Annotated in this window: 13 protein-coding genes and 1 tRNA gene; 9 read left to right on the forward strand and 5 right to left on the reverse strand. The window is 73.3% G+C overall.

What is annotated here, in order from left to right; translation table 11 throughout:
* Nucleotides 1-34 precede the first annotated feature (34 nt).
* Nucleotides 35-3,067: an FtsK/SpoIIIE domain-containing protein gene (locus B7K25_RS06515; protein ID WP_084104936.1), complete on the forward strand. Its 3,033-nt coding sequence runs from the start codon at nucleotides 35-37 to the stop codon at nucleotides 3,065-3,067.
* 122 nt (nucleotides 3,068-3,189) lie between these two features.
* On the opposite strand, the gene B7K25_RS06520 is transcribed toward B7K25_RS06515, so the two are convergent.
* Complete coding sequence (locus tag B7K25_RS06520) at nucleotides 3,190-3,618, reverse strand: hypothetical protein (protein ID WP_144018898.1); 429 nt, start codon at nucleotides 3,616-3,618, stop codon at nucleotides 3,190-3,192.
* A gap of 167 nt (nucleotides 3,619-3,785) precedes the next feature.
* Between B7K25_RS06520 and B7K25_RS06525 the strand changes: the two genes are divergently transcribed.
* Nucleotides 3,786-4,040: a WhiB family transcriptional regulator gene (locus tag B7K25_RS06525; protein ID WP_084104938.1), complete on the forward strand. Its 255-nt coding sequence runs from the start codon at nucleotides 3,786-3,788 to the stop codon at nucleotides 4,038-4,040.
* A 60-nt stretch (nucleotides 4,041-4,100) separates the two neighbouring features.
* On the opposite strand, the gene B7K25_RS06530 is transcribed toward B7K25_RS06525, so the two are convergent.
* Nucleotides 4,101-5,549, reverse strand: coding sequence for a sensor histidine kinase (locus B7K25_RS06530; RefSeq protein WP_084104939.1), 1,449 nt, complete (start codon nucleotides 5,547-5,549; stop codon nucleotides 4,101-4,103).
* A gap of 57 nt (nucleotides 5,550-5,606) precedes the next feature.
* Here B7K25_RS06530 and B7K25_RS06535 point away from each other — a divergent pair, with 57 nt between their 5' ends.
* From B7K25_RS06535 to B7K25_RS06565, 7 genes are all read left to right on the forward strand, one after another.
* A complete protein-coding gene (locus tag B7K25_RS06535; RefSeq protein WP_084104940.1) occupies nucleotides 5,607-6,104 on the forward strand; it encodes a DUF2505 domain-containing protein in 498 nt (165 codons plus the stop codon).
* Nucleotides 6,101-6,493 carry a CrcB family protein gene (locus B7K25_RS06540; protein ID WP_084104941.1) on the forward strand — a complete coding sequence of 131 codons (393 nt, stop codon included), beginning with the start codon at nucleotides 6,101-6,103 and terminating at the stop codon, nucleotides 6,491-6,493. Before B7K25_RS06535 ends, B7K25_RS06540 begins: the two co-directional genes overlap by 4 nt.
* Nucleotides 6,490-6,861, forward strand: coding sequence for a CrcB family protein (locus tag B7K25_RS06545; RefSeq protein WP_084104942.1), 372 nt, complete (start codon nucleotides 6,490-6,492; stop codon nucleotides 6,859-6,861). The genes B7K25_RS06540 and B7K25_RS06545 overlap by 4 nt, the downstream gene beginning before the upstream one ends.
* A gap of 172 nt (nucleotides 6,862-7,033) precedes the next feature.
* Nucleotides 7,034-10,345 carry an ABC transporter permease gene (locus B7K25_RS06550; RefSeq protein WP_144018899.1) on the forward strand — a complete coding sequence of 1,104 codons (3,312 nt, stop codon included), beginning with the start codon at nucleotides 7,034-7,036 and terminating at the stop codon, nucleotides 10,343-10,345.
* Nucleotides 10,345-13,236 (forward strand): FtsX-like permease family protein, encoded by a 2,892-nt coding sequence (locus B7K25_RS06555; protein WP_084104944.1) that lies wholly within the window; start codon nucleotides 10,345-10,347, stop codon nucleotides 13,234-13,236. The genes B7K25_RS06550 and B7K25_RS06555 overlap by 1 nt, the downstream gene beginning before the upstream one ends.
* A 13-nt stretch (nucleotides 13,237-13,249) precedes the next feature.
* Nucleotides 13,250-14,464, forward strand: a complete 1,215-nt coding sequence (locus B7K25_RS06560; protein WP_144018900.1) for an ATP-binding cassette domain-containing protein — start codon at nucleotides 13,250-13,252, stop codon at nucleotides 14,462-14,464.
* On the forward strand, nucleotides 14,454-15,233 hold the full coding sequence (locus tag B7K25_RS06565) for an ABC transporter ATP-binding protein (protein ID WP_084104946.1): 780 nt from the start codon (nucleotides 14,454-14,456) through the stop codon (nucleotides 15,231-15,233). Before B7K25_RS06560 ends, B7K25_RS06565 begins: the two co-directional genes overlap by 11 nt.
* Before the next feature lie 27 nt (nucleotides 15,234-15,260).
* Here the strand turns inward: B7K25_RS06565 and B7K25_RS06570 are convergent, their stop codons facing one another.
* The 3 genes from B7K25_RS06570 to B7K25_RS06580 all read right to left on the reverse strand — a co-directional run bounded on the left by B7K25_RS06570 (nucleotide 15,261) and on the right by B7K25_RS06580 (nucleotide 19,775).
* The gene (locus tag B7K25_RS06570; RefSeq protein WP_144018901.1) at nucleotides 15,261-16,613 is read right to left on the reverse strand and encodes an APC family permease; all 1,353 of its coding nucleotides are present in this window, start codon (nucleotides 16,611-16,613) and stop codon (nucleotides 15,261-15,263) included.
* Nucleotides 16,614-16,723: 110 nt separating this feature from the next.
* Nucleotides 16,724-16,797, reverse strand: a tRNA-Met gene (locus B7K25_RS06575).
* Nucleotides 16,798-16,865: 68 nt separating this feature from the next.
* A complete protein-coding gene (locus tag B7K25_RS06580) occupies nucleotides 16,866-19,775 on the reverse strand; it encodes a UPF0182 family protein (RefSeq protein WP_084104947.1) in 2,910 nt (969 codons plus the stop codon).
* Nucleotides 19,776-19,880: the final 105 nt, after the last annotated feature.

Raw genomic sequence — 19,880 nt, forward strand, 5'->3', positions numbered from 1 at the left:
GTCGCGGCCGCCCGCCGCGGTCCACGCTGGGCGCATGCGGATCACCCTGCCCGACGGCGCCGACGTCGACGTGCGCCCGGGCGCCCCGGCGAGCGCGCTCCTCAGCCTCGCCGGAGCCGCGGAGCTGTGGTGCGGGACGAGACGGCTCGACGCCGACCACCCGGCGGGGACGCCGCCGCTGGTGCACGGCGCTCGCCTGACCGACGGACCTCGGCGTGCACCGTGCGCCAGCCCGGCGCCTGGCGTTCCGGTGCTGCGCGTCGCGGAGGGCCCGGACGCTGGCGCGAGCGTGGCGATCGCGCCGGAGGGGGTCACCGTCGGCCGGGACCCTGGGTGCGACTTGACCATCGACGACCCCGCGGTATCGGCGGTCCACGCGCTCGTGACGGGAGGCGCCCGCCCGCGAGTGCGTGACGCCGGATCGACCAACGGCGTGGGGCGGAGCCTTGGACGAGGACGCGCTTGGCCGCGCCGCGGTCGCCGCGTGCGCGAGGGCGAGCGATTCACGGTCGGCAGGTCCGTGCTCGTCGTCGAGCGACCCCTGCCCGCCGGGACGAACAGGAGCGCCGATGCGCGCGCCGAGCAGGCTCCGCCGTCCCGCCGCGCGGGGGTGGCGTGGGGATCGGTGGTCGCCGGGGCGACGGCCGGCATCACTCTCGCGGCGCTCACGGGGCGCTGGTACCTCGCCGCAGTCGGGCTGGCCGCGCCGGCCACCATGGCGGTCGTGTCTCGCTGGCGCTCCCGGGATCCGGTCGAGGCCCAGGCGTGGGAGCCCCCGCGCGGAGCCATCGCCATCATCGGCGACGACCGCTGGGCGCGCGGCTACGTCCGCGCGGTCGCGATCGCTCGGGGACGCGCACCCGCCGGCGACCGCTGGAGCGAACCGTGGATGCGGTGGCTCGCGCCCGCCCGCGACGACGAGCCGCTCGTCCACGTCGAGCCGGGCGCGAGCCCGCCCTCGTGGTGCCGCACGCACGTCGAGGTGGGGCCACGAGGCCGTGTCGAGGCCGGCGTCGGCGGCACGGATCTCCCTCCCCTCGCGCTCTCCGAGAGCACCGCCGATGCGCTCGCCCGGGCCGCCGCAGCCCTGGCCAGCCCACCGGTGCTGCCCGACGACGTGCGGTGGGCCGACCTGCAACCCGCGCACCACAGATCGCGATCGCGCGCTGGTCGGCCGCGGAGCCTCGTCGTGACCTTGGGCGCAGGCGAGGACGGACCGGTCCGCCTGGACCTCGATCGCTACGGTCCGCACCTGCTGGTGGCCGGCACCACGGGCGCCGGGAAGTCGATCGCGCTCGAGCTCATCGTGGCCGCGCTCGCCTACGCGCACCCGCCGAAGGACCTCGCGGTCGCGATCGCCGACTTCAAGGGCGGCGCGGGCCTTCGCTCCTGCCTCGCCCTGCCCCACCTGTGCGGGTTCCTCACCGACCTGGACGGCGCGTTGGCGCCGCGCGTCGTCGACGCCATCGCGGCTGAGCTCACCGAGCGCAAGCGCCTCCTCGCCAACCGGGGCCTCGCCTCCTTCGAGGCGTGGGAGGCCGCCGAGTCGTCGGGCACCGACAGCGGGCCGCCGCCTCGGCTCCTCGTGGTGATCGACGAGTACCAGGAGGTGGTCTCCGCCCACCCGCGGTTCGTTCCTGACCTCGCGCGGCTCGCGGCTCAGGGTCGGGCGCTCGGCCTGCACCTCGTCCTCGCCACGCAGCGGCCGGCCGGCGCGGTCACGCCTGAGGTGCGCGCGAACGTCTCTTCGACGATCGCCCTCCGGGTGTCCTCAGCCCTCGAGTCACGCGACCTCGTCGGCACGGCCAGGGCCGCCGAGATCCCGGCATCGCTGCCTGGGCGCGCGATCCTCGCTCGAGGCGCCGATCTCCTCGAGGTGCAGGTCGCGACGCCGTTCGCGGCCCCAAGCCCTCCCGTGCGCCGGATCCGTGGCCAGGCGGGAGGACGGCGCCTCGGCACGCACGTGGCGCCGAGGTCGGAGGAGCACGGAGCGTCGCATGCGGCCCTCGCCGGTGACGGAGACCGCGACACGAAGCCACTGCCGACGCTCGCCGGCGCGGCCGCCGAGCGGTGGCGGACGGCCGCACACGCCGCGCCGCTGTGGCTGCCTCCCCTGCCGCAGCGGTGGCGCGCGTCCGCCGGCTCCCGCGGCGAGGACATGGCGGTCGCGCTCGCCGACCTGCCGCGCGAGCGCCGCCAGGTGCACGTGACGTGGGATCCGGGCGCCGGGCACGTCCTGGTGGCGGGCACGTCGCGCTCGGGGCGCACGGGGCTGCTCCGCGCGCTCGCACGTCAGGCGGTCGGCGCAGGGCTGACCCCGGTCGCGTTGCCCGCGGACTCACGCGAGGCCGCGCGCACGCTCCATCTGGGTGCCGGGAGGGCGGACGTGCTCCTGCTGGTCGACGACGCCGAGGCCGCGCTGTCGCGGCTCAGCGCGGCTGACGACGGCGCCGCGGCCGACGCGCTGCTCTCGCGCCTTGCGCTGCGCCTGCCCACCGCGATCGCGTGCGGCCTGCACGCGCCCTCCCGGCTCGCCCAGGGCGCGGCCGTCACCGCCGTGTTGCCGGGAGCCGATGCGCACGCGGCGAGCGCCTGGGGCGTCCCACGCGAGCGCGCGCTCACCCATCCAGGGCCCGGGCGCGCGTGGGTGCGCTGCAGCAGCGTGCCGGACGGCTGGGCGGAGGCACAGCTCGCGTGGGAGGCGGCCGCCGACGGCGCGGTCCTCGTGCGGCCCCTGACCGACCCGCCGGCCGGCGCCTGGGCCTGCGCCGGGGACGACGCGGCGGCGATCCCGGCACCCACGGGTGCGATCACCGTCGTCGGCCCGCCTGGGCAAGCGAGGGACCTCGTCGTGGCGTCGCTCCCCGGTGCCGGCACGACGTGCGTGGATGCCCCGCACGCGGTGCCTCCCGGGACACGGAGAGTGGTCGTCATGGAGCCGTCCACGCGCACCGTGCGCGCGCTCGCGCCCCGAGGGTGGCAGGGCGTCGTGGATCCGGCACCTCGACCCGGGCGCGTCGCGCTGATCGAGGACGGCGTGGCTCGAGCGGCACGACTCGCCTCGTGACGAGGCCCCTGGCTGGTGCGGTGCGGCCCGGTGCGGTGCGGCTCAGCGTTGGTCGTCGGCTCGGCGTTGGCTGTCGGCTCGGCGCTGGTCGTCAGCCCGGCGCTGGCAGTCGGCCGCGCGCGTCAGGCGGCGTCGCGGGGGTCGGACGCCGGCCCTGGCTCGGCGTCGGTCCCGGCGACGCGCGCGGTGTCGCTCGCGTCGCGCAGCACCGCGGCCGCGGCGGCGAGGCCGACGGCGATGACCGCCGCCCCGGCGGCGGGCGACCACTGCACGAGCAGCGCTCCGGCCGCAGTCTGGAGCAGCTGCCAGGTGATGACCAGCCCGCGCGGCCAGCGCGCGCCTCGCCACAGCGCCTGCGCCGCGAAGACCAGGGCTACCCCCGGAAGCAGCGCGAGCAGCGCGATGGCGACCGCCGCATCGGCGGGAGCCTCGCCCGTGGCCGCACGTACCACGTAGATGCCCGCCACAGTGACCAACGCCGCGGCCTCGAGCATCACCAGGATGGCCGCGACTCGCCGCAACACGGGGGGCCGCTCGGACGTTGATGTCATAGGCGACAACGGTAGCCGCTGAACTTTGTGAGCGATCGCACAGCGTCAGACCCTTGTCATCTGTTCGTAACAATGAGAAAGTTGAAGCAGTGAGTACCGCGATGGCAGCGGCATGATCCCCCACCACACCTCGGGGCTTTGCCGCGCCTCCAGACCCAGGAGGAACCATGGATTGGCGTAACCGCGCAGCATGCCTTGAAGTTGACGACCCGGAGCTGTTCTTCCCCGTCGGCAACACCGGCCCCGCGCTTGTTCAGATCGAGAAGGCCAAGGCCGTGTGCAACACGTGCGAGGTCCGCGACACCTGCCTGCAGTGGGCGATGGAGCACAACCAGGACTCCGGCGTGTGGGGTGGCCTGTCCGAGGACGAGCGCCGTTCCCTCAAGCGCCGCGCCGCCCGCGCGCGCCGCGCAGCGAAGTAGCGCGTCCGAGCCCGGCAGCGACACCGCGCCGGGCACCCGACGGGCGCTGACCGTCTGTCGTCAGCGCTCGTCGTCGACTCGTGCCTCGAGCCGGACGCTCGAGCCCACGTCGGTGCGCTGCCACGAGATCGAGCCAGAGAGCTCGTTCTCGACGAGGGTGCGCACGATCTGGGACCCGAGCCCCGAGGGCTCCCCTGCGAGGCCCACGCCGTCGTCCGCGATCTCCGCGTGAAGGAGCTCTCCCTCACGCGTCGACGTGACCGTGATGGTGCCGGACTCCCGTCCCTCGAAGCCGTGCTCGACCGCGTTGGTCACGAGCTCCGTGACGACGAGCGCGAGCGAGGACGCGTACTGCGCGGGGATCAGCCCGAAGTCGCCTTCGCGGACGATCTTGACCTGCACGCCCGGCGACGCGACATCCGCCGCCATCCTCATGGAGCGCTGCGCGAGGTCGTCGAAGTTCACCAGCTCGTCGAGCGTTCCCGACAGCGTCTCGTGCACGAGCGCGATCGTGGACACGCGGCGCATCGCCTCGGCGAGCGCCTCCTTCGCCTCGGGCGCCTGCACACGCCGTGACTGCAGGCGCAGCAGCGCGGCGACCGTCTGCAGGTTGTTCTTGACGCGGTGGTGGATCTCTCGGATCGTCGCGTCCTTCGTGATGAGCTCGCGCTCGCGGCGGCGCAGCTCGCTCACATCGCGGCACAGCAGCACGGCACCGGTGCGCTCGCCGTGCTCCGTCACGGGGATCGCGCGCAGCGACAGGCACGCGCTGTTGGCCTCGAGGTCCGTGCGCCACGCCGCTCGCCCCATGACCACCATCGCGAGCGTCTCGTCGATGTGCACCTTGTCGAGGACGATCTCGCTGGTGACGCGCGGAAGCGAGCGGTTCATCAGCGAGCCCGTCACGCCCAGGCGGTGGAAGCACGACAGCGCGTTGGGGCTCGCGTAGGTGACATGGCCTGCGGCGTCGAGCCGCAGCACGCCGTCTCCCACGCGCGGGGCTCCGCGGCGCGGACCGGTCACTGACGTCTGCACGGGGAACTCGCCGCGGGTGATCATCCGCAGCAGGTCGTCGGCCGCGCCCTTGTAGTTGAGCTCGAGCCGGCTCGAGGAGCGCGAGACCGCCTGCGACACCTCGCGGGTGAGGACCGCGATGACCTTGCCGTCCATGACGACCGGCAGGGCGTCCTCCCGCACGGCGTAGGTCTCGTCCCAGCGGGGCTCACGCGACGCGACGAGCTCGCGGTCGTCGACCGCCCGCTGCAGGTGGGCGATGCGTCCCGCGGCCGCCATCGTGCCCACGACGTCCTCCTGGTGCACCGTGGGTCCCGTGGACGGACGGCACTGGGCGATCGCGACGAACCCGCCGTCGACCTGCCTCCACATCACCAGATCAGCGAAGGACAGGTCCGCGATGATCTGCCAGTCGGCGGTGAGCAGCGCGAGCCAGTCGGCCTCGGCGTCGGTCACGGGGCCGTACTTCTCGGCCGTCTCTCTCAGGGTTGCCACGGCTCCAAGACTAGGCAATCCGGGCGCGATACCCTAAGGCAGGCCACGAGGAGCTCCATGAACATCAGCCATTCCCACGTCTTCGCCGCGACCACGGACGAGGTCTCGACGATGCTTGCCGACCGCACCTTCGCGGAGCGGCGCGGGGCCGCGTCGGGCTCCGGAAGCCCCGACGTCCAGGTCGAAGGCACCGTGGCGGAAGGCTTCTCGGTGACGATCCGCCAGCAGGTCCCATCGTCCTCCATCCCCGCGGAGTTCCGCTCCTTCGTCGGCTCGAGCCTCGCGGTGCGCTACACGGAGGTCTGGGAGCCCGCGGTCGGGCCCGACCGCACCGGCACGTTCGCGGTCGAGATCGTCGGCGCCCCCGGTCACGCGGCAGGATCGCTCGCCCTCGTTCCCGACGGCGACGGCACGAGGTTCGTGGCCGCAGGAGCCATCTCCGTGCGCGTCCCGCTCGTCGGAGCCATGATCGAGTCCGCCGTGGGTGACGCCGTCGTCAAGGGGCTCGAGGCGGAGCTCGCCGTCGCGGACGCGTGGCTCGCCGGCGATCGATGACCCCTCCTCCCCCGCTCGCCGTCCTGATCGGCGGATGTCTGGGCGGGGCCGCTCGGATGGCGATCGACGCCACCTGGGAGGGCGCCTCGTTGCCGTGGGAGATCCTCGCGGTCAACGTTCTCGGGTCGCTCATCCTGGGCTTCGTGGCCGCTCACGCAGCGGTGCGCGGCGTCCGCTGGTGGACCCCGATGGTCACCACGGGCGCGATGGGCGGCTTCACCACGTTCTCGGCGGTCGCGGCGCTGCCGTGGACGGCCGATGCGCCGGCCTGGGTCTCGCTCGCGGCTCTCGTCGGGACGACGGTCGCGGCCGTCGCGGCGGCCGGGATCGGCTGGCGCCTCGGGCACGGCTACGCCACGGCGCCTGAGCTGCCGGAGACCGACCTGTGAGCGCGCTCGCATGGGCCGCGGCGATCCTCGCGTGCGGCCTGGGGGCGATGACCAGGTACCTCATCGCACGCCTCGACCCGGAGGCCGCGTTCCCGTGGCCCACGATCGCCGCGAACGCCGTGGGCAGCGCGGTGCTGGGTGCGGCAGCGGCCGCTGTCGAGCACGGCGCCACCCCCACGCTCCTGTTCGTCGTCGGCTCCGGGTTCGCAGGCGGCCTCACGACCTTCTCGACCCTCGCGGTCGATGCCGTGACGCTGCTGCGCGAGAGGCGCTGGACCGCGTCGGTCGGGTACCTCGCGACGACCCTCGTCGTGGGCCTCGCGTGCGTCGCGATCGGGTGGTCCGTCGTGTCAGCAGCCGCCTCCTGAGAGGAGCGGGCCCGCTCCTCGGCGCGGCTGCGGGCGCCTTCTCTGAATGCGCCCTGCGCTCGCGGGTCATAACGATTCGATAACACCGTCTCCCGGGGACGAAGTTGGCCCCCGTGCACCACCAGGATGGGAACCGCGTCACCGCAGACTCGACCCAAAGGAGTGCGCCCGCGTGCGACCGTGGAGAACCCGGCTGGCCCTGCGCCGGTCGCGCGTGCAGTGGGCGCTGCTCGCCGTGGTGCTCTTGGTCGCCACCCTGGCCGCGACGCTGTTGGCGACGCTCGCGCTGCTCGCCGACGCGACCGAGACCTTCGCGGCGAGGTCCGCTCTCACCGATGCGCCGGTCGAGGACCTGCGCGTGGTGGTCCGCGTCACCCCGGACGCGCCGTCGGACGAGGTCGCGGCCGCGGTCGACGGGGCCGTCGACGCGTTCTTCGGCGACGTCCCCCACTCGCGCGCCGAGCACCGCGAGACGGACCTGCTGAGCATTCCCGAGGCCGAGGGCCGACCGCTCGCGTACGTGTCGTCGATGGACGGCGTGGAGGAGATCGTCGCGATCGTCGAGGGCGGCATGCCCGAGGACGGTCAGGTCGCCGTCCCGCAGGAGCTGGCGAGCGACCTCGGCGTCCGGGTCGGCGACGAGCTCGCGCTCGCGGACGTGTTCGGCGTCGACGACGAGCCCGCGTCGCGCGTGTCCGGCGTGTACTCCGTCCTCGAGCCCGGGACCGACCCGTGGCGGTTGGACCGTTTCCAGGGCGCCGCCCACAATCCCGCGACGCCGCTGCCGTTCTCGGGAGGGCGCATCCTCCTTGACGGCTACGGCCCCCTCCTGACCACGGCCGCGAGCGTCGAACGGTACCCGGTGGGCACCGTGAACCTCGAGTACGTTCCCGACTTCTCCGACGTCTCGATCGGGCAGGCGCACGAGCTCATCGAGCGCGCAGTCGAGCTCGAACGCGCGACCATCGCCGCGGTGGGCCGCTCTGGAGGCGATGTTCGGGTCACGACCCGCCTCGACGCGACTCTCGGCGGCGTCGTCGGCTCGCTCGCCGTGACGCGCTCGAGCGTCCTCGTGACCGGGCTGCTGCTGCTCGTGCTGTCGGTGGCGGCGCTCGCTCAGACGACGAGGCTCATGAGCGAGCGCCGGCACGCCGAGCAGGCGCTGATGGTCGCCCGCGGCGCCTCGGGGCGCCAGCTGCTCGGGTTGGGACTCATCGAGGCCACGGTGCTCGGGGCGATCGTCGCCGCAGTCTCGCCCGTGCTGGCCTGGCTCGCGTATGGCGCGTTGTCGTCCCGGGACGCGATGGCTCGTGCCGGCATGGACCAGGACCCCGGCATCCCGGGGATCACCTGGGCGGTGACCGGGATCGTGGGCGCCATCCTGGTGATCGTCATGGTCGCGCCCCTGCTGCGGCGGTCGGCGAGCTTCATCGAGGCCGAGTCGGCGAGCGCCCGGCCGCGGCGAGCCGCCGCGTTCCAACGCGGCGGCATCGACCTCGCCCTGCTGGTGCTCGCGGGCCTCGCCTATTGGCAGCTCCGCTCGTACGAGTCCCCGGTCATCGCGGACGGCGGAGTCGCCCGGCTCGATCCGCTCCTCGCGGCCGGACCTGCGCTGGCCCTGCTCGCAGGCGCGCTCGTCGCGGTGCGCCTGATCCCCGCAGCCTCGAAGGCGCTCGAAGGCGTCGCATCGCGCGGCCGCCGCGCGGTCATGCCGCTCGCGGCGTGGGAGGTGGGGCGCCGGTCGGCACGCGCGGTCTCGGCCGTCATGCTGCTGACCCTCGCCGTCTCCATCGGCGCGTTCTCGCTGGCCTACCTCGCGACGTGGCGCCAGTCCCAGCAGGACCAGGCGCAGTATCTCCACCCCGCCGATGCGGTCGTCACCTCCCTGCCGGGCGGATCGGCCGCGCAGGCAGCTGCGGCCGACCGTCCGGATCTTGGCGCGGCGGCGTCTCCGGTGCTCGACCGTGACGCGGTCATCTCGACGCAGCTCGAGCAGGGCCCCGGCGACGAGGAGCCGGAGGGACGCGACGTCGCGATCGTCGCCTCGACCGACGCGGGACTCGCGGTGCTGAGCGAGGGCCGCGCCGGAGCTGAGGGAGCATCCCGGATCCCGCTCGCGCTCGACTGGACACCGCCCGAGCCCGCAGGCATCGAGCTGCCGCAGGACGCGGACGGCTTCGCGATGACGGTCCGTCCCTCGACGTCGACGACCGTTCTCACCGACATCCTCGTGTCGCTGCGCGCCGTGCTCGTGGACGCCGACGGGCGGTCCTCGACCATCGACCTCGGCGCGCTGCCCGTGGATGGCGAGGACCAGGCTCTCGAGGCGACGCTCGCGCCGCTCGACGAGCTCGACGACCTCGCGCGCCCGCTCACGATCACCGGCTTCCAGTCGGTCTGGATCTCGACCGCCGGAGACACCGCGGACGCCTCGGCCCTGTCGTCCGAGGGTGCGCTCACGCTGCGCCTGTCCATCGACGACCTCGCAGCGCTGGAGCTCGTATCGGTGCCGCCGGTCGTCGACGCCCAGCCCGTGCTCGAGGCCACGCCGATCGACGTCGACCCCGCCCTGACCTGGTACGCGAGCGAGAACGAGGTGGACGTGCGCTCGCTGCAGGCCGACGGCGACCAGGTCCGCATCGAGATGATCACCAGCGCGACGGCGCTGCGCTTCCGGCCGGCATCGGCGGTGCAGACTGCCACCCCCGTCGCGAACGACCTGCCGCTCGTGCTCACCTCGTCCCTCGCGCGCCGCCTCACGGTCGACCCCGGCGACCAGGTGCGCATCGGCGTCGATGGCACGAGCCTGCTCGCGACCGTCGCCGACGTGGTGCCGCTGCTGCCCGGCGACGCACCGCGCCAGGAGGCCGCCGTGGCCAATCTCGACGCTCTCGAGCTCGCGCTCGTGCAGGCAGGGGCGGCCGCGGCGACGCCCGATGCGTGGTGGGTCGACGTCGCCGACGACTCGATCCCGGCCTACGAGGCGTCGCTGCCGCCTCAGGCCGAGCTCAGCTCGCGATCCGGGACGGCCATCGCGCTCCAAGAGGACCCGCTGCGCGTCGCGACGCAGGCCGCGCTGTGGCTGGTGGCCGGCGCGGCCGTGGTCCTCGCCGCCGTGGGCTTCGCCGTGCACACGGTGGTCACGGTGCGCTCGCGCCACGTCGAGCTCGCGCAGCTGCGAGCCGTGGGGCTCGGGCGCGGCGAGCTGCTGCGGGTCGTCACCTTGGAGTCCGTGCTGCTCACCGTCCTGGGCGTGTGCTTCGGGCTCGGGCTCGGCATCGCCCTCGCGTACCTCGTGGGGCCGCTGGTCGCCGTGGGCGCCGACGGGCGTCCCCCGCTGCCCGCAGTCACGGTCGAGGTTCCCTGGGCCACGGTCGCGCTCCTCGCGGTGGAGGCCGTCGCCGTGGTCGTGGTGGCCGTCCTGCTGGTCGCCGGCATGGTGCGGCGCATCGATCCCGCGCAGACCCTGCGGACGGGGGACTGATGACGACCGTGATCGACACCGGCGGCGAGGGCACGAGCCGCGGATTCGGCACTCAAGGGCTCACGGGTGCCTCGTGGCTCCTCGTGCGGCGCCGCGCGCTCCGCGACGCGTGGCTCCTCGTCGGCGCGACCGTCATCGTCGCTCTCGCGGCCGTGATCGCGTACGCGGGACCGCAGCTGGTGCTCGCGACCCTCGACGACGGCGCCCGAGACACCGCCGCCGCGGCGGGCGCGGGCGCCAACATCGACGTCGCCGTGCCGGTCGGCAGCCCGTTCGGAGGCGGCATCGGGACCACGCGGGGCCTCGAGTCCGCGTCGCTCGAGCCGCTCGCCCAGGCGATCCCGGAGCGGCTGCCTGCCGAGACCGCGGGCATCGTCGCGGGCGTCCAGTCGTGGGTCCTCTCCCCCGAGATCTCCGCTCCGTGGAGCGCGCCCGGCAACGAGGTCGAGGAAGCGACCGCGGGGGGACGCCCCATCGACGAGACCAGGCGCCCGGGGGACGTGCTGACCTTCGGCTTCGCCGCCGACGCCGAGGTCGCGCTCGTCGAAGGAACCTCACCCGCCGACGCGACCGGCCGCTCCCGCGAGGTCGACGGACCCCGGGACGGCGTGGCGGTGGTCGCCTCCCTCGGCGACAACGGCCAGTCGGTCTTCACCGAGCCCGAGATCATCGAGATCGCGCTCACCCGACCCGTCGCGGACGTGCTCGACGTTGGGCTCGACGAGGTCGTGGTGCTCCAGGATGCCGTGGGCGGCGACATCGCGCTGCGAGTCACCGGCATCGTCGAGCCCGCCGATCCCGACGCGCCCATCTGGCAGCGCTTCCCTGACGCCTTCGCACCCACCGTCGTCGACATCCCCACGCAACCGATCTACCGCCGCGGCACGGTGATGGTGTCGGACGCCACGCTCGATGAGCTCACCACTCGGCTCGGTGCGCCCGTCGCGGGCAGCATCGAGCTGGCGATCGATCCGAGCGCCCTCACCCTCGCGAGCGCCTCGACGATCGCCGCGCAGCTCGGGGAGCTGACGTTCTCCGACGACGTCCTCGGCGAGGACGCGCGGGTCGCGGCGGACGTCACGAGCTCCCTCGGACCGGCCCTCGAGGCCTATCCCGCGCGAGCCCGCGCCGCGCTCGCCCAGATGTCCGTGATCGTCTCGGGCGTGGTGGCAGTGGCAGCGGTCGTCATCATGCTGATGACGCGCCTCCTCCTGAGCCGCCGCGAGCGCGACATCGCGCTCGAGCGCGCGCGGGGAGCGTCCGTCGCGTCCGTGGCGCTGCGCGCAGGCCTCGAGTCGCTGGCGGTCACCGTCGTCGGCGTCGCGCTCGGCTTTGGCGCATCGTTGGCCGTCGCGCCAGGGGCTCCCCTCGTGAACGCACAGGTCGCGCTCGTGGCGCTCGTCGCGGCGGCCGCGCCACCACTGCTCGCTGCGACCTCGGCGCGAGCGATGTGGGCGGGCAAGCGCGAGCCGGCGAATCGCGCGGACCGGGCGCGTGTGCGGCGCGCGCGCGGCGCGCGAAGGCTCACGCTCGAGGCTCTCGCGATCGTGCTCGGAGCCCTGGCTGTCGTGTCGCTGCGTTCGCGCGGCGTCCTCCAGACGCAGTCCAGCGGAGTCGACCCGTTCCTCGCCGCCGCACCCGTGCTCGTCTCCCTCGCGATGGTCGTGATCGTCGTGCGGCTGTACCCGCTGCCGATGCGCCTCATCCAGTCGCTTGCCCGCCGCACCCGTGGCGTCGCTGGCGTCATCACCCTCGCCAAGGCACGCGAGCGCATCCCGGTGCTGCCGCTCACCGCGCTGGTGCTTGCCGTTGCGGTCGCGGTCGCTGGCGGCCTGTTGGTGGGCACCGTCCGGGCAGGTCAGGAGCAGGCCGCCTGGGAGCGGGTCGGCGGCCAGGTGCGCATCGACGCCCAGCTCGACGCGGCGGCAGCCGACGACTGGCGCGCACGCGGCCTCACGGTGTCGGAGGCCTACGCGCGCGAGTTCACCAACGTCCAGCTCGGCTCCGAGTACGCGGAGGCGTACCTGCTCGCCCAGGACGTCGACTACCCCGACATCCTCGACCAACCGGGTCTCGTCGACTCCCAGGAGCTCCGCGAGCTTCACGCGCTCGCAGACCAGCGCGGCCCGGACGAGCCGGTCCCCGTGCTCGCCTCGGCCGAGCTCGCCGCCGTGGTCGCGCCGGGCGAGACCTCGCAGCTCTACATCGGCCGCGAATGGGTGGACGTCGAGGTCACCGGGATCGCCACGGCGACTCCGGACGGCTGGGCGACCGGCCCCTTCGTCGTAGCGCCGCTCGGATCGCTCACGCGCCTCGAGTACGAGACGCCGTGGTCGACGAACGTGGCGTTCGTCTCGGGACCCGGCGCGGAGGACGCGGTCGCCGGCGACCCGAGCCTCGACCAGGCCACCGTCACCACGCGCGCCGGCTGGCTCGACGCAGTCCGCGGCTCCGCGCTCATCGGAGGCGTCGAGACCCTGCTCGCCGTCGGGGTCGCGGCCGTCGGGGTGCTCGCCGCCGTGGCGCTCCTCGTGACGGTCGCCCAGGGCGTGCGCGAGCGAGGCCGTGCCCTCGCCATGCTCCGGACGCAGGGCATGGGCGCTCGCTACGGCTGGTGGCTCGCCCTCGCCGAGCTCGGGCCCCTGACCGCCGCCGCCGTGCTGGGCGGTGCTGCGGCCGGGCTCGCGATCCTCGGGTTGCTCGGAGGCGCGCTCGGCCTCGAGGTCCTCGCCGGAGGGTTGGCGCCGCCGCCGCTCGTCGCGAGCCCGGGCTTCATCGCCGCCGTCGCCGGTGGTGCGCTGGTCCTGCTGCTGATCGCCGTCACGGCGGAGGTGCTCGCGCACCGACGCGAGCGGCTCAGCGACGTGCTTCGCTATGGAGAGTCCCGATGAGGGAGGTACTGCAATGACACCGACCGACGCCAGCCAGACGCACACGCGACCTCGAGGCGCCCCGGCGACGGCGTACGGCGCCGACGCGCTCATCGTGTGCGACAACCTGGTGCGCATCTACCAGGTCGAGAACATCGAGGTGCAGGCGCTCCAAGGGCTCGACCTGCTGGTCGACAAGGGCGAGATGATCGCGATCGTGGGCCAGTCGGGGTCGGGCAAGTCGACTCTGCTGAACGTCCTGTCGGGGCTCGACGTCCCCACCGCTGGGGCGGCGCGCGTCGCCGGTTGGGACCTGCTCCGGATGAACCATGCCGACCGCCTCACCTACCGCCGATCCGTCGTCGGGTTCGTGTGGCAGCAGACGGCACGCAACCTGTTGCCCTACCTCACGGCCAGGGAGAACGTCACGCTGCCGATGGCGTTCTCGGGGGTCGCGAGCCGGCGTCGCGGGGCTCGCGCGGACGAGCTGCTGGCGGCGATGGGCATGGCGGACATGGCGCAGCGACGGCCCGCGGAGATGTCGGGCGGCGAGCAGCAGCGCGTCGCGATCGCCGTCGCGCTCGCGAACGACCCCGAGGTGATCTTCGCCGACGAGCCCACCGGCGACCTCGACTCGAGCACCGGGGAGGACGTCTTCGCGGCGCTGCGCGCCGCGAACCAGGAGCTCGGCGCGACCGTGGTCGTGGTCACCCACGACCATGCCGTCAGCTCACAGGTCCAGCGCACCGTCGCCATCCGCGACGGCCGCACCGCGACCGAGGTGGTGCGCAGGACCCACGTCGACGAGGAGGGCCAGACGCGCACCGTGCACGAGGAGTACGCGGTGCTGGACCGCGCGGGACGCATGCAGCTGCCCAAGGACTATCGCGAGGCGCTCGGGCTCCGGGACCGGGTGCGGCTCGAGCTCGAGTCGGACCACGTCGGCGTCTGGAACGACGCCACCCCGCATCGGCCCGAGCGGCCGAGCTCGCCGGCAGAGCCCGGCGGTGCGCCGACGGCCGCCCAGCCGCCGAGCGCATCGGCGCCCGCCACGCCGGAAGCGGCGTCGCCCGAGCGATTCACGCAGGCCCAGAGCGCATCGGACCAGAGCTCATCAGCCCAGAGCGCATCGGCACAGAGGACATCGGCACCGGTCGAGGCGGAGCCGGCCGGCGGCGACAGCCCCTACCTGCCGCCGTCGCAGGCCGCGGGCGAGGCGCGCCACGAGGAGGTGCGCGATGAGCGCTGAGGAACGTCGCGACGCCGAGCGCGCCGGCGAGCCCATGGTGAGCGTCGAACGTGTGTCCCGTGTCTTCGGTTACGGTTCGCAGCAGGTCACGGCGCTCGAGGACGTCTCGTTCGACGTGCCGCGCGGCCGGTTGGTGGCGCTCGTCGGACGCTCCGGCTCCGGCAAGACCAGCCTGCTCAACTGCATCGGCGGGCTTGACCGCCCGACCGCGGGGCGCATCACCGTCGACGGCGTTGAGGTCACCGCGCTGTCGGAGCGCAGGCGCACCGGCCTGCGCCGCGACACCGTCGCGTTCGTCTTCCAGACCTTCGGCCTCGTGCCGATGCTCTCGGCGGCCGAGAACGTGGGCCTGCCCATGCGGCTCAAGGCGACGCGCACCCGCGACCGCGAGCAGCGCGTCGCCGAGCTGCTCGACCTCGTGGGCCTCACCCAGCATCGTGACCAGCGGCCCGGCGAGCTGTCCGGCGGACAGCAGCAGCGCGTCGCGATCGCACGCGCGCTCGCGAACGAGCCACGCCTGCTCATCGCGGACGAGCCCACCGGCCAGCTCGACGCCGATACGGGTCAGGCCGTGATGGCGCTGCTGCGCGACGTCATCGCGGCCCAGGGCATGACGGCGCTGGTGTCGACGCATGACCAGGGACTCATGGACATCGCCGACGCCACCGTGCGTCTCGCCGATGGAAGGCTCGTCGCCGAGGACGACGCCTCCTTCGTCGGCACCGGGTCGCGCGCGACGGGATCCGAGCACCAGGGTCGCGTCGTCTAGCCCAGGGTTCGAGCGACCCGGTCGCTGCTACTCCGTCGGGCCGGCCTGCTGTTCTCCGCGGCTCCTTCGGCGTCGCACGGCCGTCGCGATCGCCGGCCAGCCGATCACGGCGACGACGATGATCGCGAGCGCCCACGCCGAGCCCGCCGCTGCCGGCGCCGCCACCGCGGCGAGCACGACGCAGCCGATCAGCCCGAAGGCGCTGACCGCCACCGGCACCGCGAGGGTGGCCGTGGTGCCCGCCAGGCGCTGGCGGATCGCGGCCACGTTGGCGACCGCGTAGTACGTCAGGATCGCCGCCACGCTGACGAGGATCAGGTCGGTGCCCCGGCTCCACACCAGTGCGACGGCGCACAGCGCGATCGCGGCCTCGGCCCGCCACGGGGCTCCGGTCGCGCCCTGGCGCGCCAAGCCCCGCGGCAGGTCTCCCTCGCGGGCCATGGCCATCGCGGTGCGGCCGGCCCCAGCCATGACCGCGAGCATCGCCCCTCCGACGCTGAGGGCGGCGGCCGCGGTCATCACCCACGGCGCCATGCCCACGGCCTCCGCCAGGCCCTCGAGCGGCGCGTCGGCGAGTGGCGGCGCGGCGCTTGTCAGGGACGCGTCCGTGCCCGGCGCGGGGTCGGGTGCCGAGAAGAACACGTGCATCGCCTGGGCGATCGCGAGGTACAGCACCACCACCACGCCCAGGGCCATGACGATCGCGCGCGGGATCGTGCGAGCGGGGTCGCGCACCTCCTCGCCGAGCGTCGCGACCCGCGCGTAGCCGGCGAACGCGAAGAACACCGCCGCGGCCGCGACGAGGAACGGCGGGGCCCAGCCCGCAGGGGACGGATCGGACGCCGCGCCTGGCTCGAGCGACGCGTAGGCGAACCACCCGAAGCCGTCGCTCGCCGTCGTCGCCGCGAGCACCAGCAGCACCGCGAGAGCGGCGACCACGATGACCGCGATCACCGTGGCGCCGGCGGCGGTGCGCGTGATGCCGCGGGCGTTGAGCGCCCACGCGAGCACGATCGCTGCGGTCGCCACACCTTGCGTGTGGCCTGGCAGCACGTAGGCGCCGAGGACGAGCGCGCCGACGGCCACGGAGACCGTCTTGCCGATGACGAACGCGGCGCCCGCGAGCAGGCCCCAGCCTCGCGACAGCTCGAGCCGCCCGTAGGCGTACGCCCCGCCGGCGACCGGGTGCGCCGCGGCTAGCTGCGCGGTGGACAGCGCGTTCGCGAGCGCCACGACGGCGGCGAGCAGCACGGCGGCGAGGTACCACTCCCCCGCGGCCAGCACATCGGCCCACATGTCCGAGAAGACCCCGGCGCCGAGCATCGACCCCACCCCGATGCCGACGGCGCCGACCAGTCCGATGCGGCGAGGCGAGGTCACGGCGTCACGCTAGCGCGTCGTGTCGCGTCGGGGAAGGTGCGGGCGCCACAGGATCGACTGCGGAGACGACGAAGGCCCGGATCGTGGGATCCGGGCCTTCGTCTCGCTAGTAGCGGGGACAGGATTTGAACCTGCGACCTCCGGGTTATGAGCCCGGCGAGCTACCGAACTGCTCCACCCCGCGTCGGCAATCACCAATGCTATCTCACCGCTCGCGAGGGTCCAAATCGCCTCGCGAGCGGTGAGCGCTGGCTACTGCTGGGACGCGATCTCGTCCTCGGCGAGGATCGCGTCGCCGAGCGCCTCGGCGAGCGCGTCCTGCGCCTCGCCGTAGGCCGCCCAGTCGCCGTCGGCGAGCGCGTCGTTGCTGTCCTCGAGCGCCTGCTGCGCGCGGGCGAGCGCGTCCTCGAGATCGGCCTGCGCGTCGCCGGTGCCCGACGTGGGCTGCGGCTGCGGCGTGGTCGACTGCGTCGGCTCGGGCGTGGGCGACGGCTCCGGCGTGGTCGGGTTGCCGTCCTCATCCAGAGGCGCGTCGGGCTCGACCTCCTCGGTGGGCTCCTCCTGCTCCGGTGCCGCGCCGGCGCCGAAGACCTGGTCGAGCGCCTCCTGCAACGTGTCGGCGAAGCCGACCTCGTCGCCGAACGAGACGAACACCTTGCGCAGCAGCGGCACCTGGGTGCCGACGCTCGACTGCACGTAGACCGGCTGCACGTAGAGCAGACCGCCACCCACGGGCAGCGTCAGCAGGTTGCCGTTCACGACGTCCGTGTCACCCTGACGCAGCAGGTTCAGCGTCTCCTGCGAGTCCGGGTCGGAGTTGAAGTTGTTCTGCACCTGGCCCGGTCCGGGCACGGTGGTGTCGCGCGGCAGCTCGAGCAGTCGCAGGGTGCCGTAGCCCTCGGCGACGGCGCCTGCCTCGGACCCCGTCTCGGAGTCGACGGCGAGGAAGCCGGTGAGGATGTTGCGGTCGGTGTTTCCACCCGGGATGTAGGAGGTCGTGAGGGAGAACGATCCCTCGTCCGTGCCCGGCATCTGCAGCGTCTGGTAGTACGGCGGCTGCAGCGTCGTGCCGTTGCCGGCCGAGGTCGACACGGTCGGATCGGCGGGCAGGTCCCACTCGTCCTGGCCGGAGTAGAAGGCCGAGGCGTCCGTCACGTGGTAGCGCTGCAGCTGGTGACGCTGGAGCTCGAACAGGTCCTCGGGGTAGCGCAGGTGGCTCATGAGGTCGCTCGAGATCTCGGAGATCGGCTCGACCGCGGTGGGGAAGACGTTCTGCCACGTCTTGAGGATCGGGTCCTCCTCATCCCACGCGTACAGGGTCACCGACCCGTCGTACGCGTTGACGACGGCCTTGACCGAGTTGCGCACGTAGTTGAGCGTGGTGGGGAACTGCGGGGTCGCGTTGCCGGCGAAGAGGCCGGTGCCGGACACCGCAGCGGAGTACGGGAACGAGCCCGCGGTGGTGTAGCCGTCCACGACCCAGACCACCTGCTCGTCGACGACCGCGGGGTACGTCGTGCCGTCGAGCTCGAGGTAGGGCGCGACGCGCTGCACGCGCTCGATCGGGTCGCGGTAGTACAGGATCTGCGACTCCTCGGTCACGCGGTCCGAGAACAGGATCTGCTCCTCGCCGAACTTGATGGCGTAGAGCAGCTTCTCCATGAAGGTGCCGATGCTGGGGCCGCCCTCGCCCTCGTAGGTCGTGTTGACCTGGCCGTTGGGCGAGTCGTCGTCCGGGTAGTCGAGCTCCCACGGATCGGTGCCCGCGGGGGCCCCGACGATCGAGTAGTCCGGCACCGTCTCACCGAAGTAGATGCGGGGCTCGTACTCGCCGAGCGCGCCCACCGACGGGATGTTGCCCTCCCAGAAGGACGGCTGGCCGTCGCGGGTCGTGGTGTTGCCGTAGGCGGCGACGACGCCGTAGCCGTGCGTGAACACGGTGTGGTCGTTCACCCACGTGCGGCTGTCGTCGCTGAGGCCCTCGAGGTTGAGCTCGCGCACCGCGATCACGGTGTCGTTCAGCTCGCCGTCCAGCTCGTAGCGGTCCACCGCGAGCTGGTCGGAGAAGTCGTAGTACTGCTTGTTCTGCTGCAGCTGCTTGAACGCGGGCGAGACCACGTTGGGGTCGAGCAGACGGATCTGCGTCGTGGTCTCGGCGTCGGCGCGGAGGGCGTCGGCCTCCGCCTCCGTGGTGGCGTCGTACGGGATGGTCTCGACCTCGTCGAGGCCGAAGGCGTAGAGCGTCGCGTCGATGTTGCGCTGGATGTACTCGGCCTCGAGGCTCTGCGCGTTGGGCTCGACCTGGAAGCGCTGCACGAGCGACGGGTAGATGCCGCCGATGACGAGCGCGGACAGCACCATGAGCGACACGCCCACGGCGGGGATGCGCCAGTCGCCTCGCCAGATCACCGCGAGGAACATCAGGCCGACGACGATCGCGATGCCGGCCAGGATCGTGCGGCCGGGCATGATCGCGTTGACGTCCGTGTACAGCGCGCCGAAGTAGTCGCCGTTCTGGGTGTTGAGCAGCGAGAAGCGGCCCAGCCAGTAGTTGGCGGCGATCGCGAGCATGACCACGAGGCCCGACACGGCGAGCTGGATGCGCGCGCCGCGCGAGGCGACGAACGATCGGCCGCCGCCGATGCCGCCGTACAGCAGGTGCACGAAGGCTGCGAGCAGGGTGCACAGGATCGAGACGGTGAGCACGAAGCCGACGAGCGCCTGCAGCACCGGGAGCGTGAAGACGTAGAACGACGCGTCGAGGCCGAACTGCGGGTCGCTCACGCCGAACTGCTCGTGGTTCCACCACGCCAGGAACTCCTCCCAGCGACCCGACATCGCGAGGCCCGCGACCAAGCCGACGAAGGCCGGCAGGGCGACCATGACGAGCCGCTCCACGGGGCGGATCTGCTCGCGCACCTGGTCGAGCGCGGTGCGCCGGCCCGTGACAGCGGGGCGCACCCTGCGGGCGAGCCAGAGCGTGATCCATACGGCGAAGCCGGCGAGCAGGCCGAAGCCGAAGAACATCGCGATGCGCGCGATCCACTGGGTGGTGAACACGTCGGTGTAGCCCACCTGGCGGTACCAGGCGATCTCGGTCCACACCTGGGCGGCGGCCATGATGATCACGACCACGACGGCCACGGCGAACGCCGCGATCATGAGGGGGGATCGGCGGCGGCGGGGCACCTCGACTGGTCGGCGCGGGGGCGTCGGTCGGTCGTCGAACGTCACTGGTCTGTCCTTCGGTTCTGAGGGTTCACGTCA

The sequence above is a fragment of the Demequina sp. NBRC 110056 genome, from assembly GCF_002090155.1.
Taxonomy (GTDB): domain Bacteria; phylum Actinomycetota; class Actinomycetes; order Actinomycetales; family Demequinaceae; genus Demequina.